This is a genomic window from Streptosporangium sp. OZ121 (genome assembly GCF_051918885.1).
Classification (GTDB): Bacteria; Actinomycetota; Actinomycetes; order Streptosporangiales; family Streptosporangiaceae; genus Streptosporangium.
The window spans coordinates 325,462-351,381 of record NZ_JBPXMC010000003.1 but is presented as its reverse complement, the minus strand read 5'-3'; the positions used below and the strand labels follow the sequence as shown (position 1 = coordinate 351,381).

General features: G+C 71.1%; 26 protein-coding genes. 13 read left to right on the top strand and 13 right to left on the bottom strand.

Annotated features, from left to right (window positions below):
* Positions 1-42 precede the first annotated feature (42 nt).
* The 3 genes from ACTOQ1_RS09230 to ACTOQ1_RS09220 form a co-directional block, all read right to left on the bottom strand.
* A complete protein-coding gene (locus ACTOQ1_RS09230; RefSeq protein ID WP_440065838.1) occupies positions 43-957 on the bottom strand; it encodes a helix-turn-helix domain-containing protein in 915 nt (304 codons plus the stop codon).
* A 274-nt stretch (positions 958-1,231) separates the two neighbouring features.
* A complete protein-coding gene (locus ACTOQ1_RS09225; RefSeq protein WP_440065837.1) occupies positions 1,232-1,921 on the bottom strand; it encodes a hypothetical protein in 690 nt (229 codons plus the stop codon).
* Between the two features lie 324 nt (positions 1,922-2,245).
* Positions 2,246-3,739, bottom strand: a complete 1,494-nt coding sequence (locus ACTOQ1_RS09220) for an Nramp family divalent metal transporter (RefSeq protein WP_440065836.1) — start codon at positions 3,737-3,739, stop codon at positions 2,246-2,248.
* A 238-nt stretch (positions 3,740-3,977) separates the two neighbouring features.
* Here ACTOQ1_RS09220 and ACTOQ1_RS09215 point away from each other — a divergent pair, with 238 nt between their 5' ends.
* A complete protein-coding gene (locus tag ACTOQ1_RS09215; RefSeq protein WP_440065835.1) occupies positions 3,978-4,466 on the top strand; it encodes a PepSY domain-containing protein in 489 nt (162 codons plus the stop codon).
* 181 nt (positions 4,467-4,647) lie between these two features.
* Positions 4,648-5,433 carry an NIPSNAP family protein gene (locus tag ACTOQ1_RS09210; protein ID WP_440065834.1) on the top strand — a complete coding sequence of 262 codons (786 nt, stop codon included), beginning with the start codon at positions 4,648-4,650 and terminating at the stop codon, positions 5,431-5,433.
* A gap of 68 nt (positions 5,434-5,501) precedes the next feature.
* Here ACTOQ1_RS09210 and ACTOQ1_RS09205 read toward each other — a convergent pair whose 3' ends face one another.
* Positions 5,502-6,167 carry a hypothetical protein gene (locus tag ACTOQ1_RS09205; RefSeq protein ID WP_440065833.1) on the bottom strand — a complete coding sequence of 222 codons (666 nt, stop codon included), beginning with the start codon at positions 6,165-6,167 and terminating at the stop codon, positions 5,502-5,504.
* Positions 6,168-6,328: 161 nt separating this feature from the next.
* Here ACTOQ1_RS09205 and ACTOQ1_RS09200 point away from each other — a divergent pair, with 161 nt between their 5' ends.
* Entirely contained in the window at positions 6,329-6,577 is a 249-nt protein-coding gene (locus ACTOQ1_RS09200; RefSeq protein WP_440065832.1) for a hypothetical protein, read from the top strand.
* Positions 6,578-6,687: 110 nt separating this feature from the next.
* Positions 6,688-6,990 carry a hypothetical protein gene (locus tag ACTOQ1_RS09195; RefSeq protein WP_440065831.1) on the top strand — a complete coding sequence of 101 codons (303 nt, stop codon included), beginning with the start codon at positions 6,688-6,690 and terminating at the stop codon, positions 6,988-6,990.
* Between the two features lie 223 nt (positions 6,991-7,213).
* On the opposite strand, the gene ACTOQ1_RS09190 is transcribed toward ACTOQ1_RS09195, so the two are convergent.
* A complete protein-coding gene (locus ACTOQ1_RS09190; RefSeq protein WP_440065830.1) occupies positions 7,214-7,843 on the bottom strand; it encodes a uridine kinase in 630 nt (209 codons plus the stop codon).
* A 291-nt stretch (positions 7,844-8,134) separates the two neighbouring features.
* Here ACTOQ1_RS09190 and ACTOQ1_RS09185 point away from each other — a divergent pair, with 291 nt between their 5' ends.
* Complete coding sequence (locus ACTOQ1_RS09185) at positions 8,135-8,530, top strand: isoamylase early set domain-containing protein (protein ID WP_440065829.1); 396 nt, start codon at positions 8,135-8,137, stop codon at positions 8,528-8,530.
* A gap of 248 nt (positions 8,531-8,778) precedes the next feature.
* Here the strand turns inward: ACTOQ1_RS09185 and ACTOQ1_RS09180 are convergent, their stop codons facing one another.
* Positions 8,779-9,891: an acetate/propionate family kinase gene (locus ACTOQ1_RS09180; RefSeq protein ID WP_440065828.1), complete on the bottom strand. Its 1,113-nt coding sequence runs from the start codon at positions 9,889-9,891 to the stop codon at positions 8,779-8,781.
* 332 nt (positions 9,892-10,223) lie between these two features.
* Between ACTOQ1_RS09180 and ACTOQ1_RS09175 the strand changes: the two genes are divergently transcribed.
* Positions 10,224-10,571, top strand: coding sequence for an STAS domain-containing protein (locus ACTOQ1_RS09175; RefSeq protein WP_440065827.1), 348 nt, complete (start codon positions 10,224-10,226; stop codon positions 10,569-10,571).
* A gap of 161 nt (positions 10,572-10,732) precedes the next feature.
* On the opposite strand, the gene ACTOQ1_RS09170 is transcribed toward ACTOQ1_RS09175, so the two are convergent.
* Positions 10,733-10,951: an EF-hand domain-containing protein gene (locus ACTOQ1_RS09170; RefSeq protein ID WP_362687225.1), complete on the bottom strand. Its 219-nt coding sequence runs from the start codon at positions 10,949-10,951 to the stop codon at positions 10,733-10,735.
* Positions 10,952-11,100: 149 nt separating this feature from the next.
* Here ACTOQ1_RS09170 and ACTOQ1_RS09165 point away from each other — a divergent pair, with 149 nt between their 5' ends.
* The 3 genes from ACTOQ1_RS09165 (at position 11,101) to ACTOQ1_RS09155 (ending at position 13,710) form a co-directional block, all read left to right on the top strand.
* Positions 11,101-11,580 (top strand): N-acetyltransferase family protein, encoded by a 480-nt coding sequence (locus tag ACTOQ1_RS09165; protein ID WP_440065826.1) that lies wholly within the window; start codon positions 11,101-11,103, stop codon positions 11,578-11,580.
* Positions 11,581-11,978: 398 nt separating this feature from the next.
* Positions 11,979-13,022, top strand: coding sequence for a lytic polysaccharide monooxygenase auxiliary activity family 9 protein (locus ACTOQ1_RS09160; protein ID WP_440065825.1), 1,044 nt, complete (start codon positions 11,979-11,981; stop codon positions 13,020-13,022).
* A gap of 163 nt (positions 13,023-13,185) precedes the next feature.
* On the top strand, positions 13,186-13,710 hold the full coding sequence (locus ACTOQ1_RS09155; RefSeq protein ID WP_440065824.1) for a cellulose binding domain-containing protein: 525 nt from the start codon (positions 13,186-13,188) through the stop codon (positions 13,708-13,710).
* A 45-nt stretch (positions 13,711-13,755) separates the two neighbouring features.
* On the opposite strand, the gene ACTOQ1_RS09150 is transcribed toward ACTOQ1_RS09155, so the two are convergent.
* Together ACTOQ1_RS09150 and rpmG are read right to left on the bottom strand one after the other, a co-directional pair.
* Positions 13,756-14,001 (bottom strand): type B 50S ribosomal protein L31, encoded by a 246-nt coding sequence (locus ACTOQ1_RS09150; protein WP_362687236.1) that lies wholly within the window; start codon positions 13,999-14,001, stop codon positions 13,756-13,758.
* Positions 14,002-14,003: 2 nt separating this feature from the next.
* The gene (rpmG, locus tag ACTOQ1_RS09145; RefSeq protein ID WP_440065823.1) at positions 14,004-14,168 is read right to left on the bottom strand and encodes a 50S ribosomal protein L33; all 165 of its coding nucleotides are present in this window, start codon (positions 14,166-14,168) and stop codon (positions 14,004-14,006) included.
* A 146-nt stretch (positions 14,169-14,314) separates the two neighbouring features.
* Between rpmG and ACTOQ1_RS09140 the strand changes: the two genes are divergently transcribed.
* The gene (locus tag ACTOQ1_RS09140; protein WP_440065822.1) at positions 14,315-16,054 is read left to right on the top strand and encodes a sialidase family protein; all 1,740 of its coding nucleotides are present in this window, start codon (positions 14,315-14,317) and stop codon (positions 16,052-16,054) included.
* 139 nt (positions 16,055-16,193) lie between these two features.
* Positions 16,194-18,593: a Tex family protein gene (locus tag ACTOQ1_RS09135; protein ID WP_440065821.1), complete on the top strand. Its 2,400-nt coding sequence runs from the start codon at positions 16,194-16,196 to the stop codon at positions 18,591-18,593.
* A gap of 289 nt (positions 18,594-18,882) precedes the next feature.
* Here the strand turns inward: ACTOQ1_RS09135 and ACTOQ1_RS09130 are convergent, their stop codons facing one another.
* Positions 18,883-19,080: a hypothetical protein gene (locus ACTOQ1_RS09130; RefSeq protein WP_440065820.1), complete on the bottom strand. Its 198-nt coding sequence runs from the start codon at positions 19,078-19,080 to the stop codon at positions 18,883-18,885.
* Between the two features lie 3 nt (positions 19,081-19,083).
* On the bottom strand, positions 19,084-19,629 hold the full coding sequence (locus ACTOQ1_RS09125; RefSeq protein ID WP_440065819.1) for a GNAT family N-acetyltransferase: 546 nt from the start codon (positions 19,627-19,629) through the stop codon (positions 19,084-19,086).
* Positions 19,630-20,449: 820 nt separating this feature from the next.
* Here ACTOQ1_RS09125 and ACTOQ1_RS09120 point away from each other — a divergent pair.
* The gene (locus ACTOQ1_RS09120) at positions 20,450-21,865 is read left to right on the top strand and encodes a ricin-type beta-trefoil lectin domain protein (protein ID WP_440065818.1); all 1,416 of its coding nucleotides are present in this window, start codon (positions 20,450-20,452) and stop codon (positions 21,863-21,865) included.
* Positions 21,866-21,928: 63 nt separating this feature from the next.
* On the top strand, positions 21,929-23,305 hold the full coding sequence (locus ACTOQ1_RS09115; protein WP_440065817.1) for a ricin-type beta-trefoil lectin domain protein: 1,377 nt from the start codon (positions 21,929-21,931) through the stop codon (positions 23,303-23,305).
* A 116-nt stretch (positions 23,306-23,421) separates the two neighbouring features.
* Here the strand turns inward: ACTOQ1_RS09115 and ACTOQ1_RS09110 are convergent, their stop codons facing one another.
* Both ACTOQ1_RS09110 and ACTOQ1_RS09105 read right to left on the bottom strand, forming a co-directional pair.
* The gene (locus ACTOQ1_RS09110; protein ID WP_440065816.1) at positions 23,422-24,321 is read right to left on the bottom strand and encodes an MOSC domain-containing protein; all 900 of its coding nucleotides are present in this window, start codon (positions 24,319-24,321) and stop codon (positions 23,422-23,424) included.
* A gap of 98 nt (positions 24,322-24,419) precedes the next feature.
* On the bottom strand, positions 24,420-25,862 hold the full coding sequence (locus tag ACTOQ1_RS09105) for a WGR domain-containing protein (RefSeq protein WP_440065815.1): 1,443 nt from the start codon (positions 25,860-25,862) through the stop codon (positions 24,420-24,422).
* Positions 25,863-25,920 lie beyond the last annotated feature (58 nt).

Here is a 25,920-nt window from a genome sequence, read left to right as displayed (position 1 = left end):
TCAGCAGACATCGCAATTCCCGTGAAACCATGGCAAGACCGGTCAGTCCGAGAGCTCCTCGCGGAGGTCGCGCAGGAACTCCCTGCTCTCGGAGACGGAGTACGCCTGGATGCACAGGCGGTCCATGACCTGCATGTAGTGGTCGGTCTCCTCAAGCTTGTCCACGTACAGGGCGCTCGTCAGCTGCTCCATGTAGACCACGTCGGGCAGGTCCCGCTCGGGGAAGCGCAGGATGGAGAACGGGCCACCGGCCGCGGCGTGACCGCCCCGATCGAACGGCATGATCTGCAGCCTGACGTTGGGCATCTCGACGACGTCGAGCAGGTGGTCGATCTGGGCGCGCAGCACCTGGGGCCCGCCGATGGGCCGGCGCAGCACGGCCTCGTCCATCACGGCCCAGAGCGTCGGGGCGTCCGGCCTGGTCAGGCGCTCCTGGCGGGCCATGCGGAGCGCGACGCGGCGGTCGACCTCGTCCGCGGTGGCGCCGCCGTGCACGAGCATGATGACGGCCCGCGCGTATTCGGGACTCTGCAGCAGGCCGGGGATGAACTGCACCTCGTAGGTCCGGACGATCGTGGCGGCCTCTTCGAGCCCGACGTAGACCTCGAACCAGTTGGGGAGCAGGTCTCCGTACTTGTGCCACCAGCCGGGGGCGTTGGCCTGGCGGGCCAGCGTGAGCAGCGGGGCCCTTTCCTCGGTATCGGTCACCCCGTACATCGTCAGCAGGTCCGCGACATCGCGTTCCTTGAAGCCGACCCTCCCGAGCTCCAGCCGGCTGATCTTGGCGTGGGAGGCGCGGATGGCGTAGCCGGCCTGCTCGCGGGTGATGTCCCTGGCGACGCGCAGCCTCCGCAGCTGGGCGCCCAGAAGAATCCGCAGGATGGTGGGGCCGCCACCGCCCGCGTACGCGAGAACGCCACCTTGCTCGCCGCTGTCTTCCGCGGTCTGTCTGGCCATGTGGGCTCCCTGTCGCACCTTTCTACGGTGCCACAGTTTCACATATACAACGCGTTTCGCACAGCTCCGTCGCACAAGCACTTGCGTATGCACTTGCAACCGCAAGTGCATACCGAGACAAATCTCCTTTCCGCCGCTTTCCCGCCCGGCGGACCGCGTCCGAAACCCCTCGGCAACCCCTCGGCGCCACGGTCCCGGCGCGAGGTCGCTCAACGCCACTGTCCCGGCGCGAAACCTCTCGTCTCCACGGGTCCCGGCGCGAGGTCGCCCGGCGTCACAGTCCCGACGCGAGGTCGTACGTGTCCTCGCGCATGTCGCCGCGCGCGTCGCCGCGGAAGGCTCCCCGGCTCGCGGCGGCACGGCGCGACAACATGCCGCGCACGATGTCGCACAGCTCGCTCATCTCCCTCGGCGACAGCACCCGGCTGAGACGGCGCTCGACCACGCCACCGCTCAACGGTTCCGGCGCCCTCGTCATGTTGAGATAGCCGGACAGGAACGCGATCCTGAACAGCTTCTCCTGCGAGGGCGACCCGGCGGAGGACCGGCCGGGCACCTTGACCGGCCTCGCCGCGTCCCCCCCGTCACCGGACACCTCCAGCCCGGGAAGCAGCAGGTGGGCGGCGGCGCGTTGCAGGGCGAGCCCGTACGCGCGCATGGATCCGTCAGGCGAGAAGGAGACGATCGAGCGCCCGACCGCCTCGGCGGAGTCCGGCGACAGGTCGGCGATGCCGGTCTCCTCACCGAGGCAGGTGTAGACGCGCACCACCTGCTCCCCCACGTACCCCGGCTGGACGTGCTGGGAGAGCGTGACGGTCACCGTGGACCCGTCGGGGTTGCGCAACTCGGCGATGTCGGCCGCGTGGGTGACGTACGTGGTGGAGTGCTCGCGCTCGCACCACGAGGGGCACGAGGCCCCGGAGCGGGGGCGAAGAGTCCCGACGGAGGCCGTGATGTCGTCCATCCCAATCCTTCCAGCGTGGAGATCCGCGTCATCGAGGGCGTGCGGGCGCGACGGCGGATCGCGCCCGGCCGCGAGCCGGGACCACAGCTCGGGTCCAGCCTCGCGCCACCGGTTTCGAGGTCGCTTTCGCCAGCAGGTACGCAGGATCGGCGTGCCGGGTTCAGCCGACGTCACCCGCCCCCTTCACCGCCGTCCTCCCCCGCCGTCGCACCGCGTCCCCGCGACGGAGGTCCGGCACGGGGACGCGGGGACGGGGGACGCGGGACATGACCGGCCAGGACAGGAGCGGCCGGGCCGGAGAGGGATCGGCGGACTCGGGAGGGGTCAGAAGGTGACCAGCGGATCGCCGATGAAGTCGGCGATGAAGTTGACGAAGAAGAAGCCGAAGAACAGGAAGTTCAGCACCAGGATCACGTAGTGCCACCAGCGGGGACGTGCCGGGCGGGGCAACCTGGCGTTGAGGTACATGAGCATGAACGGATAGATCAGCGCGCCCAGGTTGGACATGTTGGCCGACCACTGCACCAGGCTCACCGGGAGTGCCAGGTGCAGCACGACGGCGATGACCACCAGCAGCCCGAACATGAACGGGTAGTAGAACCTGCGGGGATCACCCTCGATGAGAACCCTCAGCCGGGGGCTGGTGGCGTGGGCGGCGTCGGTCACCACCCGGACCATCGCCTCGAAGATGCCGAGCTGGGTGGAGAAGAGGATCAGCACTCCCAGGACCAGCGCGCCGACGAACATGGCCTGGCCGTATTCGTCGCCCAGGGCGCTCGCCACGAACGTCGGGACGTTCTCCTGGGTCGGCCGCTCGCCGGACAGCTCGACCGCCCTGGACATCAGGATGGTGGGCAGCAGCATCCCGAGGACGGCCCCGACGAAGAAGACGCCCCACATGTCGACCAGCAGCAGGCGGTACCAGCGGCGCCAGCGGCCCGCGTTGGCGGCGTCGTCCGGGAAGGTCACGCCGCTGGCCAGCAGCTCGCTCTTCGGCCCGCGCATCCCGGCGATGAACCCGGTCCGGTAGCCCATGCCGTAGCCCTTGTCGCGGTAGTGGCCCATGACGTACCAGTTCAGCCCGGAGGCGAGCGCGGTGAACCCGGCCAGCCCGCCGAGCTGGGTGGCGGTGATCCCCGCCGGTGGCGCCGCGGGGGTGACGAAACCGCGGATCGCGTCCCACCAGATCTCGAACGGCACCACGAACAGGTCGACGACCAGCAGCGCGACCAGGATCGCGCCGATCATGCCCCAGTTGGCGAGTTCCAGGGCCCGGCTGATCTTGCGGGCGGCGGCGGTGATGACGAAGACGAGCAGGAGCAGGCCGATCGCCCACAGCCGGGGTTCCTCGGCTCCGGCGGGCGCGACCTCCCCGTGGACGAGCGCGTAGACGCCCTGCCCGGCGGCGGCGGCCCAGCCTCCGGCGATGAACGCGAAGATGACGACGAAGACCGAGAGCGGCACCCAGAGCCGGAAGCCGGGCGGGACCCGCCCCCAGCCGACCACCGGTGTCTCACCGGTGGCCACGACGTAGCGCGAGCACTCGACGTTGTAGAAGGTCTGCAGGATGGCCGAGACCAGGATGACCCAGCCCACCCCGACGAACCCGTACTGGCCGACGGCCTGCGGCCCCAGCAGCCACTCGCCGCTGCCGATGGAGATGCCGAGCGCGATGAGGCTGGGACCGACGGCGTACTTGAACAACTCCTTCTTGCCGAGCCGGGAGACTCCGAAGACCTCCTCGGGCTCGGGCAGGTCCGCGACGGCGAGATCCGGGCGGCTGACTCCGAGCGGATGGGACCGGGTGACTTCAGTCATGGCGATCCTCCAGGGTTGGAACCCCCCTGCTCCGACAGTGATCCTCTGACCGCACTTCGGCAAGACCCCATTCGTGATGTTCCTGCGGTCATCTCCCGGATTCCCGTGCGGTCCTCGTCGACGGATCGCACCGAGGCGGGTACGGGAGGACAGGGAACCGGAGCCGCTCGACGGCCTTAACCTGCCTTTAGGGTTTCCGCAGCGTGCCGCTAACGGGAGCCCCGGCAGGCTTGGGGACATGCGAAACACGACGAAACTCACCATCGCCGCCGCCGGACTTCTCGCCGTCGTCTCCGGAGGCGGCGCAGTAGCCTTCGCCGGAACCGCGACGCCCACCCCGGCCCCCAGCGGTACGGCGACGACTCCCGCACCGGTGACCGAGACGCCCGGGACCCGGACCACTCCCGCGACCCCCGCGCCCGGCGAGGCGGAGGCCAAGGTCAAGCGGGACGCGGCCATCAAGATCGCTCAGGACAAGGCGCCCGGCGCCAAGCTCGTCAAGGCCGAGTTCGACGGCGACGAGACTCCCGCCAGCTGGGAGATCGAGCTCCTCGAGGGTGACGTCGAGCACGAGTTCGACATCGACGCCACCAGCGGCGCGATCCTGGAGCAGGACCAGGAGACCGAGACCGCCGCCGAGCGGGCCGCCGACGACGCCGACGACGCCGACGACACCGACGACACTGATGACGCCAACGACACCGACGACGACCAGGACGACGACTGACAGGGATACGACTGGCGGCGAAGGAGCCCGTGACACCTCGCGTGTCACGGGCTCCGCGCTCGAACCGGCCGGACACGACGGTGGCGGCCCGGCCACGGGAGCAGGTCACTGACGCAAGGTGTCAGTGACCTGCTCCTAGCATGCGGGCACCACTGAGCAGTTTCGGGAAGGACCGACCACGGTGACGAACGACGCCCGTCACGGGCAGGCGGAGAACACCTGCTGCCCGATCCTCGAACTGAGGCGGTACACGCTGCACCCCGGCAGGAGGGATGACCTGGTCACCCTGTTCGACAGGGAGTTCGTCGAGTCCCAGGAGGCCGTGGGCATGCGCGTCGTCGGCCAGTTCCGCGACCGGGACGACCCGGAGAGGTTCGTCTGGCTGCGCGGGTTCCGTGACATGGAGTCGCGGGCCGGGGCGCTGGCGGCCTTCTACGGAGGACCGGTGTGGAGGGCCCACCGCGACGAGGCCAACGGGACGATGATCGACTCGGACGACGTCCTGCTGCTCCGCCCGGCGGCCCCGGGAGCGGGCTTCGACCTGTCGGGCGCCGCCCGCCCCGCGGCGGACGGCGCGGCGACGGCCGGCCCCCCGGCCGGCGACGAGGCGACCTCGTCGTGGTTCACCGCGACGGTCTGCCACCCGGACGTACCCGGCGACGAGTTCGCCCGGTTCTTCGACGACCGGGTGGCACCGCTGCTGGCGGAGACGGGCGCCGCCCCGCTGGCCCGCCTGCGGACCGAACACGCCGAGAACACCTACCCCGCCCTGCCGGTACGGACCGGCGAAGACGTCTTCGTGTGGTTCTCCGCCTTCGCGAGCCGGGAACGGCACGACGAGCACGCCGCGCGGCTCGCGCGGTCGGCGAGGTGGACACGGGAAGTGCTTCCCGAGCTGTCGGCGCGCCTGGTCGCTCCTCCCGAGCGGCTGAACCTGGCGCCGACGGCGAGATCCCTGCTCCGCTGACCCGGAGCGCGGGCGAGACTCCACCGACCCGGGCCATGCGCGAGACTCCGCCGTACCCGCCCCGGCGGTCAGCGTCGCCGTACCCGGTAGGCGAGAGCCGTGAGAGCGGCGATCCCCACAAGCGCCGCCGGCACGTACGGGGGCCGCCACCAGGTTTCCCCCTCCACGACCGCGACGGTGGTCGTCTCCACCGGTGAGCCTCCGGCGGGCGCCGCCGCCGGAGTGGGGACGGGCGTGGGGCCGGCGAACTCGGAGGGAGTGCCGTCGCCGACGGGGACGCCCGGCGGGCGGATCACGCCCCAGTAGTCCCGCTGCGGCTGGGCGGCGATCGACCGCTTGAGGTCCTCGGGAAGCGGGGCGACCTCCAGCCGGCCGGGCACCGTCAGGGTGCCGATCCGGTGGGGCGCGAACCAGCCCTGAATGCCCTCCACCTCCCAGGTGCCCTTGGGCAGGGAGACCGCGGCGGCGTAGTGGGCGGGCTCCTTCAGCTCCACGCCGGAGAACGTGAAACTCCTCGTGCCGTCGGTGAACTTCAGCGCGACCTCGCCCAGGTCGCCGCCCTCGTACGGGTGGGTGCCGTGCTGGAGCAGCCAGAAGCCGAGGGTGTACGTCGTGTCCGGGCTCGTCGCCGGGACCGGGTCCATCACGGTGAGTGCCCAGCCTCCCGCCCGCGCCGGGGCGCCGAGGGCCAGGAGGGGGACGATGAACGCCAGGAGGAAAAGGATTCTTCTCATGCGGGAGGTACACCGGCCGGGCCTGCCGGGTTCCCGCCGCCGCGCGGAGCGCCTCCCGGCCACCGAGGCCTCGGAACCGGCGAGCGGGACCGGGTGAGCGGGACCGGGTGAGACGGCCGGAACCGTGGAGTCGAGGCCGAAAGCAGGGGTATGGACAGTGAATGAGCCTTCAGGAAGAACTGCGGCAGGTCGAAGAGGACCTGGAGAGACTGCGTGCCGAGGTCGCCGACATGCGAAGGCAGGTCGGGGAGGTCGGTCCCACCGACCCCACCGAGCGGTCGATGATGATCAACCAGGCCGACGAGCAGGAGATCCTCGTCGGCGAGCTCGAAGCCAGGCGCGAGGACCTCCTCAAACGCCTCGGCGGGGAGAGCGAGCGCGACCACGCGAGACCGCGCGAGACGACGTAGGACGGCGGGACCCGCACGCCCGGAGATGGCACCACCTGCGGTTCGTCACATTCGGTTATCCGTGATTTCCCGGGGTAACCATAAGAACGAACCATCATCAGGGGGATGAAATGATCAATATGCTTCACAAGATGGGCGTGAAGTCCAGCATGATGTACGTCGCCGGGCTCGCCTCGATCGGCGCGTCGGTCGCGGTGTGGTTCACGTCGAACTCGAAGGAGAAGGCGGGAGTCGACCGGGCGGACCGGTGGGGGATCTTCATCGGCGAGTGGGCGCCGACCTTCTTCGCGATGGGAGTCGCCCTGCGTCTGGAGGAGAATCGCGAGGAGATGCGGTCCTCCATCGAGCAGGAGTCGCTCCGCGGCTCGTACGCCGACTCCGAGGGCAGGATGCCCTCGCGCGCGGGCGTGTAGCGCCGCCGCCGTTGGACGATCGGAGGCAGGACGCGTCCGAGGGACGCGTCCTGCCTCCGCGTGCGCTCGTCACCCTCGTCCGGGTTCCCGCCCCGCCCGTCCGGCCCCTGTCCCCGCCGCCGCTCCCGCCCGGCTCCCACGTCCGGCCCCGTCGCGCTCCCGGCCCGGCCTCACGCCCGGCTCCCCCGTCCCGGTCCCGGGTTCCGTTCCGCCCGGAGACGCGTCATGACAAGGTGACCAGGGCCGGGTGTCTCGGGTCGTCGACGCGGACGACCACGTCCGCGACCTCCGCCGGGGTCACCTCCTCCTCGTAGCGCGCGTAGGCGGGCAGCGTCCAGCGCTGCTCGTCCGGGGTGCGCCGGGCGAGCGCGCCCGGTGAGAGCCGCAGATGCACGGTCAGCTCGAACGGCAGCCCCCGGCCCAGCAGCAGGGGTCCGGCCAGCAGCAGCACCCCGCCCGGGGGAACCGTGACGTAGGGCGCGCGGGTGGCCCTGTCGACGACGCTGTCCCACAGCGTGGGCAGTACCTTCCCCGACCGCCCGGGGTCGAGCGGTCTCAGGACCTCCCTGGCCAGCCCCCCGTAGTCGAACCACTCGGCGTAGAAGGAGTCCGGGTCGGTCCGGCCGTACTCGAAGCGGAGCGAGGCCGGGCGCAGGAAGTCGGCGGTGGAGACCCGGAGCACCTCCCTGCCGCGGAGCCGGAGCGGGTCGGCGAGCGCGTCGGCGAGGTTCTCCGGCCGCGCCGCCGGAGCCCCGTCGAGCGCGACGCGCACCCAGGAGTCGCGGGGTCGCGCGGCCACCCGGTCAGCGAGTTCCTCCACCAGCGACGACGGGGAGATCGGCCTTATGTTCACCCCACCATCCTGGCCGACGCGCGCCCGCCTCCGGCCGGGGCCGGTCAACCATCATGGCCGGGTCAAGGTCGGACGTGATGCCGATCAAATATCGGTCTGTCCGGGTTGTCCTGCCGCTACGGGCGGTAACGATCCATATGGATCGACGGCTCGGCCGTGACTGGGCGTCGGCCTCCTGGTCGCGTCACGTCCATGTCGGCGCGATCCGGTAGTTGGCGTGATCTTCACGTCTTTCCGCAACCAAGATCACGGCACGTTACGCACGGAGACAGTGATGTCAGGAGGATTTCAGTGATCAAGCGCGGTAAGCCGACCAAGAACGGCCAGGTCAAGCTGACTTTCAGCATAACGGAGAGCCCGACCGTCGGAGGAGTCTCGCTGGTCGGCGACTTCAACGACTGGGACCCCTATGCCCATCCCATGCAGCGCAGGGACGACGGCACCTACCAGGTGAGCCTGATGGTCCCCGCACGGCAGCCCATCCGCTTCCGCTATCTCGCGGACGGCGGCGTGTGGTTCGACGACGCGGACGCGGACCACCACGACGAGCACGGCGGCCGGATCAACCCCGCGGACGTCCAGGAGGCGCCGGAAGGCCCCGGCGCGGCGCGCGGTACCGTCGGCAAGCCGATGCGGCAGACGCTCTCGGCCGGGCAGCCGGTCTCGGCCTCGGTGGCCGCCTCCTAGTATCTCGGTGACCGCTCGTAGGACGGGATCCCCTTCGCGGGGCAGACCGTTCCACCGTCTCCGCGATCAGCGTGACGGTCCGCCCCGTCCCCTCCCGGCAGGGACACGGAAGGGGCGGGCCGCCCCGCGGGAACCCTGGGGCGAACCCGCCGGACCCCGGGCGGGGGGAGACCGCTCACCGCGAAACCCGGCACGTGTCGTGCGGGCCGTCAGGTCTCGCGGCGGAGACCGTTCGCCGCATCGGATCCTCACGCGTGCCGGCCGAGCGCGCCGAGGGCCTCCCTGGCGAGTTGCAGTTCCTCTCTCGGCCGGACCACCAGCACGGGCACGGACGCGCCGGGCGCGCTGACCGTGCCGTCGGCGTCGAGGTCGGTACGGGCGGGCGGCTCGACACCGAGCAGCGAGAGCCTGCGGCAGACGGCCTCGCGGACCTCCGGCTGGTCCCAGCCGATCTCCCCGGTGAACACGAGCGCGTCGAGCCGGTCCAGGCTCGTCGCGGCGGCGGCGATCTCCCGGCTCACCCGGTGCTCGAACACCTCCAGGGCCAGCGCGGCGGCGGGATCCCCGGAGGCGACGAGTTCCCGGGTGTCGCCCGACTTGCCGTCCGAGAGCCCGAGCAGTCCCGACCGGTGTTCCAGGCCCTCGCGCAGCTCGTCGAGCGTGAGCCGGGAACCGGACAGCAGCCACAGCAGCATGCCGGGATCGACGCTCCCCGACCGCTTGCTCATCGGGACCCCCTCCAGCGGGGTGAACCCCATCGAGGTGTCCACACTGCGCCCCTCGCGGACGGCGCACACCGATGAGCCTCCGCCGAGATGGGCCAGCACCACCCGCAGGGTTCCTTCGGGCCGCTCGAGCAGCTCCGCGGCCCGTCCCAGCGCCCAGGCGTACGACAGGCCGTGGAAGCCGTAGCGGCGCAGGCCGTATCGGCTCCTCCACTCGGCGGGCAGCGCGTAGGTGGCCGCGGCGGCGGGAAGTCCCGCGTGGAAGGCGGTGTCGGGGCAGAGCACGTGCGGGACGTCGGGCAGCCTGCGCCGGGCGGCCTCGACGAGCGCGAGGGCGGGCGGCACGTGCAGCGGGGCGAGGTCGGCGTACTCCCGTACCGCCTCCAGCACGCCGTCGTCCACGACCGCCGGCTCGCGTACGGCCTCGCCTCCGTGGACGAGGCGGTGGCCGACGGCGGCGAGGCCGGTGCCGGGGGCGGCGTCGAGGAATTCCGCGATCGCCCGCTCGGCCGCTCCGGGGTCGGGGCTCTGCTCGCTGTGCTCGGTGCGCAGGACCTGTCCGTCCCGGACGAGGTGAAGTTGGAGGCTCGACGATCCCGCGTTGACGGTGAGCACCGCCGGATCAGTGGTTCCCATCCCCCAGGCGTGCCCGGGGGCGGGCAGGGCAAACGGTGCCCGCCACGGGTCCTCGCCCGTCACTCCGCGTGGGCGTCCGGGGGGAGGGCGTCGAGGCCCGTTCGACCGCGCCGAACTGGGAGGACGACGTCCGGGCCAGGTGGCGGGAACAGGTCGCGGCGTCCGGTCACCGGCCTTCCTGACCACCGGCTGTTCGTAATCACTTGTTGAACTGTCATGAGCCACGGGCGTACGGTGGGGCCAGTGGCACCCGTCCTTCGTACGGCTCCCGACAGGGCGCTGTCGCCAACTGCCGTAGACAGCGGGGCGATATGACTCGACTATCCGTCACTGTGGACACGCATCCGCACTTCTCCGTGGTGACCCTGATCGGCGATCTGGACAAGTCATCGGCACCTCTGCTGGAGGAGAGGCTCGCGGACTTCATGAGGCGCGGCCACGTCTGCCTCGTCGTCGACACGACGGGGCTGGGATTCTGCGACTCCACGGGCATCTGGGTGCTGCTGACGAGCCTGCGGCGCGCCTACGAGCGAAAGGGCTGGCTGCGCCTCGTCGGCGTGCACGGATTTCTCGGCCGCCTGCTCGACCTGACCAGGTTGAGAGAGGCGTTCCCCATCGACTCCACCGTCGAGGAGTCACTGCGCGAGGTATCCGACGGGGTCGTCCCCGTCTCGCGCTGATCCCGATCGCCGGTGGCGTGCGGAGGTCCTGGACGAAGACATCCGGAAGGGGCGGTCCTGGACGAAGACACCGGAAGGTGGGTACGGCGGCACCCGCCCCCGTAGGAGGCCGGCGGTTCCGGCAGCGGGCGAGAGGGCCGCTGCCGGGTGCCGGAGGCGGATCAGTCGCGAGCGACCAGGCGGACGAACTCCTCGAACGAGAACCGGCCGTCGCCGTCGGAGTCGCCGTTCTGGTTCAGCGACCCGATGGCCTCGGCGGGCAGGGCGGGGAAGTGCTCGCCGAACTCGCTTTCCGTGATGAACCCGTCGCCATCGGTGTCGATGGCCGCGAACGCCTGCCTGAGCTCCGCCAACCGCTCCCCGTTGGGCTCTGTCGACATGGGACCCACCTCTCTCAACGACCCGCACTTCGATCAGCAGACAACTTACGGGAGGGAGCCCCCGTCCAGCCAAGCGACCCCATATAACACGTTTTATCATCGAAAATCCCTTTTAAGGCTCATCCTCGGCCCGCGCCTAGACTTCGAGCATGATTCGCCCCGCAACGCCGGACGACGTCCCGGCGATCATCGACATGATCCGCGGACTCGCGGAGTACGAGAGAGCGCTGGACAAGGTCGAGACCACCCCCGGCATGCTCCACGAGGCGCTCTTCGGCCCCTCACCGAGCGTGTTCTGCCACATCGCCGTCGACGGGGAGAGGATCGCCGGGTTCGCGATCTGGTTCGTCTCCTACTCGACCTGGCTCGGCACCCACGGCATCTATCTCGAGGACCTCTTCGTCCACCCCGAGCACCGGGGTGGCGGGTACGGCAAGAAGCTGCTCGCCACGCTGGCGGGCATCTGCGTGGAGCGCGGCTACGGCCGCTTCGAATGGTCGGTGCTCGACTGGAACACCCCGGCCATCGACTTCTACCGGGCGATCGGCGCGGAACACATCGACGAATGGGACAGGTACCGGCTCTCCGGCCCCGCGCTGGAGAAGGTCGCGGCGGGAAGCACGCGGTAGCCGTACCGGGAAGCGGTAGCCGTACCGGGAAAGGAATTCGTCCCGGGCCCGCCCTCACGGCGAAGACCGGCCGGAACACCCTTCCGGCCGGTCTTCCGTCCTGTCGTACGGCGTTCTCCCGTCTCCAGGGAGCCCGCGCGCGAAAACCCCGCCGGGACACGCTCCGGCCGTGAACCTTTCATCTCACGAAACCCCCGCACACCCGCCCTGAACTGGTACGACGAGCCGTTGCCGCAATGCGGGAGAAACACTCCGTTTACACCCCGGGATCGGCGACCTAGAGTCCGTCTCGCGTGAGCGCCTCACCGCCATTGATCAGCGACTCGTCACCCCTCGAAAGGGAGGGTAATTCTGTGAGTAAATGGCGAAGTATGGCTGTCGCCGGTGTGGTCACGTTCATGACCGCGCTCCTTGCCGTCGTCCTCGTTCCCCTGCCGGCCTCGGCGCACGGCGCCATGATGACGCCCGGCAGCCGGACCTTCTTCTGCTGGCAGGACGGTCTCTCCCCGCAGGGGAACATCGTGCCGATCAACCAGGCGTGCTCGGCGGCGGTGGCCCAGAGCGGGGCCAACTCGCTGTACAACTGGTTCAGCCTGCTGCGGTCCGACGGGGCCGGGCGAACCCGCGGGTTCATCCCCGACGGCCAGGTGTGCAGCGGCGGCAACCCCGGCTACAGCGGGTACGACCTCCCGAGCCCCAACTGGCCGGTGACGCACCTGACCTCGGGCGCGTCCATCCAGTTCAAGTACAACAAGTGGGCCGCGCACCCCGGCTGGTTCTACCTCTACATCACCAAGGACGGCTGGAACCCCAACCGGGCGCTGACCTGGGACGACCTGGAGAGCGAGCCGTTCCACACGGCCGACCACCCGCAGAGCGTCGGCTCTCCGGGCACCAATGACGCCCACTACTACTGGAACGCCAGGCTCCCGTCGGGCAAGTCCGGCCGACACATCATCTACTCGGTGTGGAAGCGTTCCGACAGCGCGGAGACGTTCTACAACTGCTCCGACGTCGTCTTCGACGGCGGCAACGGCGAGGTGACCGGCGTCGGCCGGACGGGCAACGACCCGACCCCGACCCCGACGCCCACCCCCACCGTGACGCCGACGCCCGGACCGACGCCGACGCCGACGCCCGGACCCGGCGCGTGCGCCGCCACCTACCGGACCGTCAGCACCTGGACGGGCGGCTTCCAGGGGGAGGTGACCGTGAGAAACACGGGCACGGCCGCCTTCAACGGCTGGACGGCGAGATGGACGCTCAACAGCGGCAGCACGGTGAACAGCCTGTGGAGCGCCACGCACACCACATCCGGGTCCACCGTCACGGCCAAGAACGTCGAATGGAACCGGACGATAGCGGGTGGCGCTTCGACCACCTTCGGATTCACCGGAACGGGAACCAGCGGCTCCCCCTCCGTCACCTGTAGCAGCCCCTAGCGCGACGCGGTCCCCGCCGGTACGTACCGGCGGGGACCGACGCGCGCCCGTCTCCGTCCCCGCCCCGCACCATTCCCGTCCCGCACCGGCGGAACGGAAAGACCGCCGGACCACCGCCTCCCCACGGCCGCCGCGCCCTCGCGAAAGGGCGGAAGGGAGTCCCGTGCCGCCCACCACGAAGCTCGCTCCACTGCTGGGTCTCGTCTCGCTCGGAGCGGCGGCGGCCCTGATCGTGGCGGCCTGCGCCGGCCGGACGCCGGAGGGCGGGCACGCCGTGGCGCACCCGCCCTCCTCGCCCTCCCACAGCGCCGTCCCGGCATCCCCGGCGTCCTCGCCCCCCACGCCCGTTCACGCGACTTCCAAGCGCGACACCACCGCCAAGGCCTCCGCGAGGTGCCGGGCGACGGTCACCCTGGTGGAGTCATGGCCGGGTGGCTACCGGGGCGCCGCGACGATCAGCAACACCACCGACCAGCCGATGCGTGACTGGTACATCCAGTGGATGCAGCCGCGCGAGGCGACCTTCAGGCAGTCCTGGAACGGCACCCACATGCAGAGCGGTCCCGTCGCGATGATCCATGCTCCTGTGGAGAAGCCGTCGCTGCCGCCGGGGGAGACCGTCTCCGACATCGGCTTCGTGGGAGCCGCCGCCACTCCCCCGACCTTCACCGAGATCACCTGCGGCTGACGGGACCGGCACGGCCCGAGCAGGGCCGGCCGGTCCGATCCGGTGTCAGCGCTTGGCGTAGCGCTGCTTGAAGCGCTCGACGCGCCCGGCCGTGTCGACGACCCGGCTGCGCCCGGTGTAGAAGGGGTGGCTCGCCGAGGAGACGTCGACGTCGACCACCGGGTAGACGTTGCCGTCCTCCCACTCGACGGTCTTGCGGCTGCCGACGGTCGAACGGGTCAGGAAGGCGAAACCGGCACTCGGGTCGCGGAAGACGACCGGGCGGTAGTCGGGGTGGATGCCCTTCTTCATGGCTATCTGTCCTCTCGGAACGGAACGTGCTGGCGGACGATCGGGTCGTACTTGACGAGGGTGAGCCGGTCGGGGTCGTTACGCCGGTTCTTGCGGGTCACGTAGGTGAAACCGGTGCCCGCGGTCGACCTCAGCTTGATCACTGGGCGCACCTCGTTCCTGGCCACGGTCGGCTCCTCTCGGGTTGGCGGGTCGCACGATGCCGATGATAACGGTTTTCATTCGCCGGACATTCCCGGGTGCGGGACGACGGCCGTGCGGGCGTCACCCCCCGGTAACCTCCCGTCCATCCGCCCCCTGTTCGCTGTGATCCATGCCGTGGCCGGAAACCGAGATCGTCGGATCGGACGTCAGCCCTCCCGTCACCGTGTACGGCACGGTGGACAGGAGTCCCGACGGGGAGCTCGCCCACGAGGGCAACAGGGTCCCCGACATCGTCGCCCTGGACCACCGGCGGCTGGTGGTCGCCTGGCGGGCCGGGGTCCGGGACGCGCGGGACCCGGCGCCGACCGACCAGGGCTCCATCATGTACGCCCGCTCGCAGGACGGCGGCCTGACGTGGACGGTGGGCACGCTCGCCGCCGCCACCGCGACGACCCGCTACCACTACGTGATCCTCCTCAACGACGCGGGCACGCTGTACGCGCTGCTCGGCGTGATCTCCGTCGACCGCGACCGCGACAGGGAAGGCGAGGTCGACGGCTTCCCCACCTCGCTGGCCGTCAGGAGGAGCACCGACGGCGGCCGTACGTGGACCGCCTTCCCCGTCACCGTCGACGTGCCGGACAACGCCAGGGGCGTGGTCGTCGCGGGCAGGCCGCTGCGGTTCGGCGGTGTGTGGCTGGTGCCGTACTGGCGGCACTCGGGCGGTACGAACAAGGCGGGCGTGCTGCGCTCGGCCGACCTGGTGACCTGGACCTCCGGCGGGATCGCGGAGAACCCGCCGGGGGTGGCGGTCGAGGAGCCGCAGATCGCGCTCTCCCAGGACGACCCCGGGACGCTCGTGATGGTGACCCGCGCCCTGGACCTGAGGAGCGGGACCTCTGCGGCGGCGCGCGACGCCCGCTACCGCTCGGGAGCGGCCCACAGCGCCACGGCGACCAGCACCGACGGCGGGCTGACGTGGTCCCCGCTGAGGCTGGACACGGACCTGCCCAACTACTACGTCAAGACGTTCTTCACGCGCGATTCGGCGGGCCGCCACCTGGCCATCTTCAACACGCTGGCCGGGCCGTTCACCGGCTCCTCGGCGAGCAAGCCCGACCAGTATCGTGAGGTGCTCTACTACAAGGTCCGGCGGCCCGGCGAACCCTGGGAGCCGGCGCGGCTCTTCGCCGACGGCCCCCGGCTGACGAGCGGCGCGGCCCGGGGGTGGGACGTCTACCCCAGCGCCGACGAGTACGAGCCCGGCCGGTTCTTCGTCGTCTGGGAGCACAACCAGACCAACATCAAGGTCGCCAGGCTCGACATCTCCCGTCCCGTCTCCGGCGCGCCCCTCGCCGAGGGTGACTGGACCACGGGCGCGAACGCGAGGGGCTGGACGCTGGGCGGCGGCGCGCGGATCGCGGGCGGCGGGCTCCGGCTCGCGAGCACCGGCACCGCGGCGTGCCGGGCGTCCTTCCCCCTCGACGCCTCCAAGGGATGCGACTTCACCCTGGAGTTCCGCGGCCGGGTGGACGACGACAGCGCGCTCGACCCGCGTACCGGAAACGGTGTGTGCCTCGGCGCGAAGGTGGCCAACGGCGCCAGGCGGCTCATGCTGACCGTGCAGCGCAGCGGGGTCTGGACGATGCGCAAGGGCTCCGCCGTCTGGGAGAAGGTCTACTCGCTGGACACGGCCGGCCGCACGGCGACCTGGAGGGTACGGGTGGACAGCGCGGGAACGGCCCGGCTGTTCAGGGACGGCTCCGACACCGGGGCGACCTGGGTGATCCAGGACAGCAGGGAGAGTCCCCAGCTCACGCACTGGGTGACCGGCACCCCCGGCGGCAACGCGGCCGGGGCGACCGTCGAGTGGACCCGGCTGACCCCCGCCTTCGAGGTACTGCCCTGACGTCGCGGCTCCCGGTGCGGCCGCGGCGGGAGCGCACGGTTCTTTTCCTGCTCTCAGGTGATTCGTCCCTTCGGCTCTCCGGCCCTCCAGGGGGGTGAGGCGGTAGCTTGGAGACCGCCATCACAGAGGAAGAGAGATCGTGACCACGTCTATTCATCAGCGGATCGCCGAAGAGCTGGGTGTGCGCGAGCGACAGGTGAGTGCGGCGGTGGACCTGCTCGACGGCGGGGCCACCGTGCCGTTCATCGCCCGCTACCGCAAGGAAGCCACCGAGATGCTCGACGACACGCAGTTGCGCACGCTGGAGGAGCGGCTGCGCTACCTGCGGGAGCTGGAGGAGCGGCGCACCGCGATCCTGGAGTCCATCCAGGGCCAGGGCAAGCTCGACGACACCCTGCGGGCGCAGATCCTGGCGGCCGACTCCAAGGCCCGCCTGGAGGACATCTACCTTCCGTACAAGCCCAAGCGGCGGACCAAGGCGCAGATCGCCAGGGAGGCGGGGCTCGAACCGCTCGCCGACGGCCTGCTGGCGGACCCGTCCGTCGACCCGCGGGCCGCGGCGGAGGCGTTCGTCGGCGAGGGGGTGGCCGACGCGGCCGCCGCGCTGGACGGCGCCCGCGCGATCCTGGTCGAGCGGTTCGGCGAGGATGCCGACCTGGTCGGCGAGCTGCGCGAGCGGATGTGGACGAAGGGCCGCCTCGTCGCGGCGGTCCGCGAGGGCAAGGAGGAGGAGGGCGCCAAGTTCTCCGACTACTTCGACTTCGCCGAGCCGTTCACCAAGCTGCCCTCGCACCGGATCCTGGCGATGTTCCGCGGTGAGAAGGAGGAGATCCTCACCCTCACCCTGGAGCCCGAGCAGGAGCCCACCGGCACCTACGAGGGCCGCATCGCGCACCACTTCGGCATCTCCGACCAGGGACGGCCCGCCGACGCGTGGCTGGCCGACACGGTCCGCTGGGCCTGGCGCACCCGCGTCCTCGTCCACCTCGGCATCGACCTGCGGATGCGCATGTGGCAGGCCGCCGAGGAGGAGGCGGTGCGCGTGTTCGCCGCGAACCTGCGCGACCTGCTGCTCGCCGCGCCCGCCGGGAGCCGCGCGACCATGGGGCTGGACCCCGGGCTGCGCACCGGGGTGAAGGTCGCGGTGGTCGACGCGACCGGCAAGGTGCTGGCCACCGACACCATCTACCCCCACGAGCCGCGCCGCCAGTGGGACCAGTCGCTGGCCACCCTCGCCGCGCTGGCGAAGAAGCACGACGTGGAGCTCGTCTCGATCGGCAACGGCACCGCCTCGCGCGAGACCGACAAGCTCGCGGGCGAGCTGGTGAAGCTGGTTCCCGGGCTGACCAAGGTCGTGGTGTCGGAGGCCGGGGCCTCCGTCTACTCCGCCTCCGCGTTCGCCTCGCAGGAGCTGCCCGGCATGGACGTGTCGCTGCGCGGCGCCGTGTCGATCGCCAGGCGGCTCCAGGACCCGCTGGCCGAGCTGGTCAAGATCGATCCCAAGTCGATCGGCGTCGGCCAGTACCAGCACGACCTCGCCGAGACCAAGCTCTCCCGCTCCCTCGACGCCGTGGTGGAGGACTGCGTGAACGCGGTCGGCGTCGACGTCAACACCGCCTCGGCGCCGCTGCTCACCCGCGTCTCCGGCATCGGCTCCGGGCTCGCGGAGAACATCGTCCAGCACCGCGACGCCAACGGCCCGTTCCGCTCCCGCAAGGCGCTGAAGGAGGTTCCCAGGCTCGGCCCGAAGGCCTTCGAGCAGTGCGCGGGCTTCCTGCGCATCCGCGGCGGCGACGACCCGCTCGACACCTCCAGCGTGCATCCGGAGGCGTACCCGGTGGTGCGGCGCATCCTGAAGAGCACCGGCGGCGACCTCGCGTCCCTGATCGGCAACGACACGGCGCTGCGGGCCCTGCGCCCGCAGGATTTCGTGGACGACACCTTCGGCCTGCCGACCGTCACCGACATCCTCGCCGAGCTGGAGAAGCCGGGCCGTGACCCGCGTCCCGCCTTCAAGACCGCGACCTTCAAGGAGGGCGTGGAGAAGCTCTCCGACCTCACGCCCGGCATGCTGCTGGAGGGCGTGGTCACCAACGTCGCCGCCTTCGGCGCGTTCGTCGACGTCGGCGTGCACCAGGACGGCCTGGTCCACGTGTCGGCGCTGTCGCACACCTTCGTCAAGGACCCGCGCGAGGTGGTCAAGCCCGGCGACATCGTCCGGGTGAAGGTGCTCGACGTCGACATCCCGCGCAAGCGCATCTCGCTCACCCTCCGGCTGGAGGACGACGTCAAGCCCTCAGGCCCCCGAGGGCCGCGCGACCAGCAGGGCGGCGGGCAGCGCCAGGGCGACGGCGGCGGCAGGCGCGGTGGCGGGCAGGGCGGCGGGCAGGGTCGCGGCGGGCAGGGCGCACAGGGCGGGCAGGGCCGCGGCGACCGGCAGCGCCAGGAGGGCGGCGGCCGGCAGCGCAACGCGCCGAGCGGCGCGATGGCCGACGCGCTGCGCCGCGCCGGGCTCGACGGCTCCGGAGGCAAGCGCTAGGCACCCGTCGCGCACCCAGCCGCGCACCCGCACGGGACACACCGCCCCGTGCGGGTGCGCGGATCGGGTGCCGCGACGACAGCGGGCACCCGAGCGGCATCGGGACCGGCAGGGCCACCGCCTTCGCGCGGCGGTGGCCCTGCCGGTGACCCCCGAGCCCTCCCGTCCGGCCGGGTTCACCTGGACCGGGTCACCGTACGAATGCCAGGCGCGTGGAGCCCCCGCCGCCGACCGGTACCCGGCGCCGTGTCGCCGGCGCGGGAACGGCGGCCGGTGGCACCGGCCACGCTCACCGGGGGCGGCGGCCCCGGCGGAAGGCGGAGACGGCGAGGACGAGACCGACGACGAGGGTGGCCAGGCCGATCCAGAACCACTCCCGCGCACCGCTCATGGAGCTGCCGCCCACGTAACCGAGACCCTGGAGCGCCCAGAGGCCGCCCGCCAGCACGAGCAGGACGCCGAGGCCGATCGGAAGCCAGGTCTTCATCGCTCACAGGTCCTTCGTGGTGCGCGGGTCGTGGAACTCGGAGGCGAGGAGGCCGAACAGCGCCTCGTCGAGGAAGGACCCGGCCACCCAGGCGTGCCTGCGGAGCGTGCCCTCGCGCCGGAAGCCGGTCTTCTCGGCGGCGGCGATCATCGCGCTGTTGGTGGCCAGCGTCTCCAGGCCCAGCCGGTGCAGTCCGCGGATGCGGAAGGCGTAGTCGCACAAAAGCCTCAGCGCGTCGGGGGCGTAGCCGTGGCCGCGCGCCTCGGGAAGCAGCGAGATGCCCAGGTGCCCGTTGCGGTTGAGGGTGTCGATCCCCCAGACGCTGCCGGATCCGAGCAGATCCCCGGAGAGGGACTGGATGGCGAAGCCGACGTTGGCCGGATCGGCCTGGCGCCGCTCGTAGTGGGCGATGACCTGGTCGATCGTCTCGGGAACCCAGGGCGCCGTGGTCGCCCCGGCCGCCGTCTCCACGTCGTCGTTCAACCGGTGGAGCGGGACCAGGTCCTCCTTGGTGATGGCCCTGAGCAGGACCCTGTCTCCACGAAGCATGAGTGAAACCCCACTGTCGATCGGCGGGCGGCGCGCGCGAGGGCTCGCCACGTACCGGACATCACACCATACGAAAAGTCGGAAAGAACACTGAATAACGTCACGCCGCGGATGGTCGGGACGCCGTCCCGCCACGGGCGCGGAGCCCCGCACGCGGCACCGGGTCACCGGGCGCCGAGGCCGGCACGGCGCCGGGCCCTGTGATCCGGTGCCGCACGCGCCTCTCCGATCGCCGTCCCGGAATTCTCTGACAGGAGCTCCTGACAGCAAGGCCTCGTGGAACGTTCCTTTCAGGGGTTCCACCGTAAATAAACTTTCCTTTTTACCGCCAGTTCACAGCGCTCCGCACAATCCGGGACCCGAAGCCGTGACGCTTTTTTTACTCCTTGTATTGACTTGAGAATGAAGGCTGGCCTAAGGTCCCGGGCAAGCGAGACCTTGCCGTGAAGGGACCCCCCATGACTCGCTTCCCCTGACGCCGGACGGCGGCGGGCGTGGTGATCGCGCTCGCCCCGTCGCCCTGACCACACCCCGTCACGAGTGTGGGGCGCACTGGCCGCCCCCGCCCGTGAAGGCTCCCGTTCTCCCTGCCGTATCCGTCGCGGCAGGGCCCAGGACGCGCCGAGCGAGCGCGTGCCGCCGCAGGGCGGGCCCGCCCCCGGGCCACCGTGCGGCCGCTCGCGGAAAGCACGCTCGCCGCGTCCGGCACCACCCGCATGTCACCCCCTGATACGGGTCGTGACGTCACGCACGCGTCGCGTCCCCACCGGGGCGGGGCGTCACCCGTACGTCACTCCCCAAGACGGAAGGAAATCCGCGCATGGACACCGGACAGTCGCCTCGCCGACGCCGTCGCATGTCGCTTCCCACCACCCTCGGCGGGATGTTCACCGTCGTCGTCCTCGCCCTCGCCGGCGTGACGACCGCGACGCCGGCCGCCGCCGCCACCGGGCAGATCACCGGCATCGGCGGCAAGTGCGTCGACGTCGCCGCGGCCAACACGGCCAACGGCACCCCCATCCAGCTGTACGACTGCAACGGCAGCGCGGCACAGCAGTGGACCCGCAACGGCGACGGCACCGTGCGCGCCCTGGGCAAGTGCCTGGACGTCACCGCCGCCTCCACCGCCAACGGAGCGCAGATCCAGCTGTACGACTGCAACGGCACCGCCGCCCAGCAGTGGACCTACAGCGCGGCCCGGGATCTCGTGAACCCGGCCGCCAACAAGTGCCTGGACGCCACCGGCCAGTCCAGCGCCAACGGCACCCGCCTGCAGATCTGGACCTGCACCGGCACCGCCAACCAGAAGTGGAACGCCCCGAGCGACGGCGGCGGCAACCCGCCCACGGACCCCCCGCCGGCCGGCAAGATGGCCGGAGCCCCGTACCTCTACATGGGCTGGGGCAACCCGCCGAGCCCGGCGACGATCATGAGCACCACCGGCGTGAAGTCCTTCACCATGGCGTTCATCCTGTCCGGCGGCGGCTGCACCCCGCGCTGGGACGGCTCCAGGCCGCTGACCGGCGGCACCGACCAGGCCGCGATCAACCAGATCAAGGCCGCGGGCGGCAGCGTGCAGGTCTCCTTCGGCGGCTGGTCGGGCAACAAGCTCGGCCCGAACTGCTCCACCCCGGCCGCCTACGCCGGCGCGGTGCAGCAGGTCATCAACGCCGTCGGCCCGGCGGTCGTCGACTTCGACATCGAGAACAACGACGAGTTCGAGAACTACACCGTCCAGGACCGCATCCTCAACGGCCTGAAGATCGTCAAGCAGAACAACCCGAACGTCAAGATCGCCGTCACCTTCGGTACCGGGATCAACGGCCCGAGCTCGACCGGTGTCCGCCTGATCAACCAGGCCAGGGCGCTCAACGTCCCGATCGACAACTACACGATCATGCCGTTCAACTTCGGCGCCTCGAACATCTACAACGCCACCGTCAGCTCCGCCGAGGGCCTGAAGAACGCGCTCAAGGCCGCCAACGGCTGGACCGACGCGCAGACGTACGCCCGGATGGGCATCTCCGGCATGAACGGCCTCTCCGACCAGGGCGAGCTGACGACCGTGGCGGCCTGGACCCAGATCCGCGACTGGGCCAGGTCCAAGGGCCTGACCCGCCTGGCCTACTGGGCGGTCAACCGCGACCGCCCCTGCCCCGGCGGCGACGCGGGCTCCGAGTGCAGCGGCATCTCCCAGCCCAACTGGGAGTTCACCCGCATCACGGCCGGCTTCTAGCCCGTGACGCCCCCTTCCAGTCCTTCCAGCTTCCAGCGGACACCGGATCGAAAGGAACAGCCGATGATCTCCACCAGCCCGGTGCCCCTTCCCGGCCCCCGCCCCTCGCGGAGCCACTCACAGGGCCGCTCACAGGGCCGCTCGCGGACGCGGCGCGCGCGGCTCGGCGGCCTCCTGGCCGCGACGCTCCTCGCCCTCGGCTCCGCCACGCTCGTCCCCTCCCCGGCGGGCGCCCAGGCCACCGCCGCGCGGAGCACCGCCGCCCAGCCCGCCGCCCAGCGGGCCCTGGCGGCGCCCGCCCCCGGCCCCCTCGTGTGGTCGGACGAGTTCAACGCCGCCTCCGGCACCGGCCCCGACACCACCAAGTGGCGCCGGGACGTCGGCGGCGGCGGCTGGGGGAACAACGAGCGGCAGTACTACACGGACGGCAACGGGAACATCGCCCACGACGGCGCGGGCAACCTGGTCATCACCGCGCGCAAGGGCAACCCCGCGGGACTCGGCTGCTGGTACGGCTCGTGCGAGTACACCTCCGGCAAGCTGACCACCGCCGCGACCTTCACCCGCGCCTACGGCCGCTTCGAGGCGCGGATGAAGCTCCCCCGGGGCAAGGGCATGTGGCCCGCGTTCTGGATGCTGGGCACCGGAGGGGCCCAGTGGCCCGCCAACGGCGAGATCGACATCATGGAGAACGTCGGCAGCGTCCCCGGGCAGGTGCTCGGCAGCCTGCACGGCCCCGGCTACTTCGGGGCCAACCCGCTGAGCGGCAGCTACAACCTCCCCGCGGGCCAGGCCTTCGCCGACGCCTTCCACACCTTCACCGTCGACTGGGAACCCGGCGCGGTGACCTGGTACGTCGACGGCGTCCAGTACTCCAGGAAGACCCCCGCCGACACGCGGGGCAACCCCTGGGTCTACGACCACCCGTTCTTCATGATCCTCAACCTCGCCGTCGGTGGTAACTGGCCCGGCTCGCCCGACGCCTCCACCACCTTCCCCCAGCAGCTCACCGTCGACTACGTCCGCGTCTACGCCCCGCCCAGCGGCGGTGGCCGTACGGGACAGATCACCGGTATCGGCGGCAAGTGCGTCGACGTCGCCGCCGCCTCCACCGCCAACGGCACCCCCATCCAGCTGTACGACTGCAACGGCACCGGCGCCCAGCAGTGGACCCTGGGCACCGACGGCACCGTGCGCGCCCTCGGTAAGTGCCTGGACGTCACCGCCGCCTCCACCGCCAACGGAGCGCAGATCCAGCTGTACGACTGCAACGGCACCACCGCCCAGCGGTGGACCTACAACGCCGCGACCCGCGATCTCGTGAACCCGGCCGCCAACAAGTGCCTGGACGCCACCGGCCAGTCCAGCGCCAACGGCACCCGCCTGCAGATCTGGACCTGCACCGGCACCGCCAACCAGAAGTGGAACGCCCCCACCTGACCGACCCCGCCTGATCTGACCTGACCTGGCCTTACCCGGCCTGACCCGGCCCGTCGCGGGCCGGAACCCTCACCCTCGGTTCCGGCCCGCGACGGGCTTCTCCCGTTCGCCGTCGCTCACGACGCGGTGACCGTGTCACCGACCGCGATCGTGCCGAGGGCGCGCGGGATGCCGAGCCTGCCGAACATGACGCCGCGACCGCCCTCGAAGACCCGGGTCCGGTAGCCGGCCAGCACCCGCAGAGGCTCGCCGTTCTTGCGCGCGGAGTCCTGGTCGACGTTGATGATGACGCAGCGCGCGCAGGGCTTGACGAGCTCGATCTCGGCGGCGCCGACGCGCAGCGTGGTCAACGCGTCCTCGCCGTAGGGGCCGAGGCCCTCCAGCACGATGTTGGGCCGGAACCGGTCCATCGGCAGCGGGCCGTCCACGCGCCGGTTCAGGTCGTCGAGGGACTCGCGGGACAGTACGGAGAGCGGGTGGGCGTCGGCGAACGCCAGCGTGCCGCCGCCCCGCGAGGTGGGCCGGGTACCGGCGAAGCGGACCAGGCGGCAGGGCGCTCCGAGGAGGTCGGAGAACCACGCGGCGGCCATCTCTCCCTGGTCCACGCCCTGGCAGGGCTTCCCGTGCACGGTCACCTCCAGCACCGGCCCGTCCACCGGCTCGTGGACCAGGGGCGTCACCGCCCCGGGCGCGCCCACGACGAGCTCCGTGCCGTCGTACGCGGGCCGCAGCGTCGCCAGCCGGGGCAGCTCCCGCTGCGACAGGTGCCGCAGGTCCGGCCGGACCAACATGAACTCGCGGTCGTGCCGCAGCCCCGTCGGTGTCAGCTCGGCGCCGGCCAGTGGGGTGCCGCCCGCGCTTTTGAGCGGGAAAACGTTCAGTTCCACGACGACGGCGACCGCGCTCTCCCCGCCGCGCGCCGCACCCTCCCGCGCGGATCCCTCGCGCGCCGAGCCTTCACCTGGGGATATCTTCCCCGTCCTCGCCGGGGCCGCACCGCGGAAGTCGTGCACCATGTATCGGACGCTAGGACATCCACCCGGGAGAGAGGTCAGAAAGGGGCAGTATCTGACAAAATTTCGTTAGTTTTGCCGCCGACCGTCCGGCGGAAAGGTCAGAGCAGGCGCCTGATGTCGCCGTACGCCCGGTAGAAACCGCCACGCTCGGAGAAGCGGACACCCTCGACGAGATAGCGGGCCCCGGCCTCGCGCACGCCCTTGGGGAACTGCACGTTGCGCCGCACGTCGTAGCCCTCGCTGACCACCCGTACCCGGAGCCGCTCGCCCTCGCGGAAGCACTCCACCACCACGCCGTCGCCGGTGTCGGGGACGGTGTCGAACACCACGGTCTCCAGCGCGGTGGTGGGTTCCACCACCGCCAGCCCGGCGGACGCCTTGACGTCCACGGCCTCGGGGACGGTGCCGTCCTGCGCCGCCCTGATCGCCTCCTCGGTGGCGTCGATGCAGGCCAGGGTGCCGTCGGTGGTCACGATGTAGAGGCGGTCGTCGAGATACTGCATGGAGAAGGCGGAGCCGCAGCCGGTCGCCAGTTTCCACAGGCGCTCGCCGCTGTGGTCGAAGCAGTAGATCGAGGAGTGGTTGTCACCGGCGAAGACGTACCGGCCGCCGGGGGCGGTGGCGCAGGAGAAGACCGTGGCGTCGCAGCGGTAGACCGCCTGGGAGGCGCCGTCCGACTTGCGCAGGCGGTGCACGGCCGAGCGCGAGGTTCCGGCGTAGACCGAGTCGGCCTCCTGCCAGCCGAACAGCACCGCGCCGGTGAGGGGCGTCTCCCAGACCGGCGTGCCGTCGGCCGCGTCGTAGCGGGCCACCCCGGTGGAGTGCCCGTGGTAGACGGCCTCGTCGTCGCAGCGGACCATCCAGGCCGAGTCGCCCCTGCCCTTGCGCGCCCACTGGAACTCGTCCTCGTGGTCGATGGTGGTGATCCGCCCCGCGCGGTCGGAGACGCCCAGCACGCCTTCGTGGATGTCCAGCCAGTAGATGTCGACGTCCTCGGCGATCTCGTACGCGACCCTGGGGACCTTGCCGCCGAGGTCGTAGACCTTGCCGTCGTCGGCGCCCGCGTAGATCCAGAAGTCGTCGCCGACGATGCACTTGACCCCGTCGGGCAGCTTGAAGCGGCCGGTGACGGTACCGCCGTGGGTGACGGTGTAGACGTCGCCGCGCTGGTTGCCGACCCAGCAGCGCTCGGAGTCGACGAAGATGCCGAACGCCGCCGCGCCACTGGCGAAGCGCCACAGCACCGGCGCCTGGGTGGCGGTGGAGCGGGTGCTCTCCACGCTGCGCCGGGTGACCGCGCGGCGCTGGCGCACCCCCTGGACGGCGGGGGCGTAACCCCGGCGGACCTTCTCGTTGATCTTCTTCGCGGCGGCCGCCTCGGCCTTCGCCGCGCTGGCGAACGCCGACGCCTTGGACTGGCCCGACTCGCCGATGCGGCCGTACCTGATCGTCACCTCGGCTCCGTCGACCACGACCTCGTAGAACTTGTGCGAGCTCCCGCCGTCCTCGGACAGTTCCAGGTAAGTGCTCCGCGCGGCCATGCCCCACCTTCTCGGTTGATCGACTTTCCGGGAGCGTAGGGCAGCCATACGACAAATA

What these genes read in the sequence shown, in the direction of transcription:
- ACTOQ1_RS09230 (WP_440065838.1), bottom strand. Translation starts at nt 957, where the DNA reads ATGGCCAGACAGACCGCGGAAGACAGCGGCGAGCAAGGTGGCGTTCTC.
- ACTOQ1_RS09225 (WP_440065837.1), bottom strand. Translation starts at nt 1,921, where the DNA reads ATGGACGACATCACGGCCTCCGTCGGGACTCTTCGCCCCCGCTCCGGG.
- ACTOQ1_RS09220 (WP_440065836.1), bottom strand. Translation starts at nt 3,739, where the DNA reads ATGACTGAAGTCACCCGGTCCCATCCGCTCGGAGTCAGCCGCCCGGAT.
- ACTOQ1_RS09215 (WP_440065835.1), top strand. Translation starts at nt 3,978, where the DNA reads ATGCGAAACACGACGAAACTCACCATCGCCGCCGCCGGACTTCTCGCC.
- ACTOQ1_RS09205 (WP_440065833.1), bottom strand. Translation starts at nt 6,167, where the DNA reads ATGAGAAGAATCCTTTTCCTCCTGGCGTTCATCGTCCCCCTCCTGGCC.
- ACTOQ1_RS09200 (WP_440065832.1), top strand. Translation starts at nt 6,329, where the DNA reads ATGAGCCTTCAGGAAGAACTGCGGCAGGTCGAAGAGGACCTGGAGAGA.
- ACTOQ1_RS09195 (WP_440065831.1), top strand. Translation starts at nt 6,688, where the DNA reads ATGATCAATATGCTTCACAAGATGGGCGTGAAGTCCAGCATGATGTAC.
- ACTOQ1_RS09180 (WP_440065828.1), bottom strand. Translation starts at nt 9,891, where the DNA reads ATGGGAACCACTGATCCGGCGGTGCTCACCGTCAACGCGGGATCGTCG.
- ACTOQ1_RS09170 (WP_362687225.1), bottom strand. Translation starts at nt 10,951, where the DNA reads ATGTCGACAGAGCCCAACGGGGAGCGGTTGGCGGAGCTCAGGCAGGCG.
- ACTOQ1_RS09165 (WP_440065826.1), top strand. Translation starts at nt 11,101, where the DNA reads ATGATTCGCCCCGCAACGCCGGACGACGTCCCGGCGATCATCGACATG.
- ACTOQ1_RS09160 (WP_440065825.1), top strand. Translation starts at nt 11,979, where the DNA reads ATGACCGCGCTCCTTGCCGTCGTCCTCGTTCCCCTGCCGGCCTCGGCG.
- ACTOQ1_RS09150 (WP_362687236.1), bottom strand. Translation starts at nt 14,001, where the DNA reads ATGAAGAAGGGCATCCACCCCGACTACCGCCCGGTCGTCTTCCGCGAC.
- ACTOQ1_RS09140 (WP_440065822.1), top strand. Translation starts at nt 14,315, where the DNA reads ATGCCGTGGCCGGAAACCGAGATCGTCGGATCGGACGTCAGCCCTCCC.
- ACTOQ1_RS09130 (WP_440065820.1), bottom strand. Translation starts at nt 19,080, where the DNA reads ATGAAGACCTGGCTTCCGATCGGCCTCGGCGTCCTGCTCGTGCTGGCG.
- ACTOQ1_RS09125 (WP_440065819.1), bottom strand. Translation starts at nt 19,629, where the DNA reads ATGCTTCGTGGAGACAGGGTCCTGCTCAGGGCCATCACCAAGGAGGAC.
- ACTOQ1_RS09120 (WP_440065818.1), top strand. Translation starts at nt 20,450, where the DNA reads ATGGACACCGGACAGTCGCCTCGCCGACGCCGTCGCATGTCGCTTCCC.
- ACTOQ1_RS09115 (WP_440065817.1), top strand. Translation starts at nt 21,929, where the DNA reads ATGATCTCCACCAGCCCGGTGCCCCTTCCCGGCCCCCGCCCCTCGCGG.
- ACTOQ1_RS09110 (WP_440065816.1), bottom strand. Translation starts at nt 24,321, where the DNA reads ATGGTGCACGACTTCCGCGGTGCGGCCCCGGCGAGGACGGGGAAGATA.
- ACTOQ1_RS09105 (WP_440065815.1), bottom strand. Translation starts at nt 25,862, where the DNA reads ATGGCCGCGCGGAGCACTTACCTGGAACTGTCCGAGGACGGCGGGAGC.